This is a genomic window from Pseudomonas fragi (assembly GCF_002269505.1).
GTDB classification, from domain to species: Bacteria; Pseudomonadota; Gammaproteobacteria; order Pseudomonadales; family Pseudomonadaceae; genus Aquipseudomonas; species Aquipseudomonas fragi_D.
Map to the genome: position 1 here is coordinate 1 of NZ_NQKQ01000065.1, position 670 is coordinate 670.

Genomic DNA, 670 nt, shown 5'->3' on the forward strand with positions numbered 1-670 from the left:
CCGTTGCCAGTGGCGATATTGCCCGCACCGATGGACACGGCTTTGCCCCCCGTGGCTGTCGCCGAGGTACCAATGGCCACGGCATCTGCCGAGTCGGCCGACGATTCGCTACCCAGGGCAATCGATCCGCCTACGTTTGCACCTGCACCCGAGCCGACTGCCAGAGAACCGTTTCCGGTTGCATGTGAGAGATTACCGATAGCCGTAGACGAAGGGCCGGATGCAGTGCTTGCAGATCCTATAGCTACGCTATTGTTGAGGGAGGAAGAAGCGTTACTCCCCAAAGCGATAGAGAACAAACCAGCGGCAGAGCTAGCTCGCCCCAGAGCGACACTGCTGATGCCAGAGGCAGATGTGTTATCCCCAATAGCAGTAGATGATGAACCGGAGGCAGTGCTGGCATTCCCCAAAGCTGTTGAGTCAGAGCCTGTCGCGTTGGTGTTCAAGCCTACCGCTACACCTCCATCTGCAGTAGCGTTAGCGACAGGGCCTATTGCCACACTGTTAACACCCGTGGCCGAACTGTCTTGCAGTGCCGAGTTGGCATGGAAGTATTTGATACCTGCACCGTTATCGATATTGGTGATGGCGGAGGTGTTGCTGGTGACCTGCTGGTTGGTGGCAAACAGTTGACTGCCGTTGACAGCATCGGTACTGGAGGCACTGAGCT

At 57.0% G+C, this 670-nt stretch carries 1 pseudogene; it reads right to left on the reverse strand.

From position 1 onward, the window contains the following. A pseudogene (locus tag CJU81_RS24385) lies at positions 1-670 on the reverse strand (hypothetical protein); the annotation flags it as partial.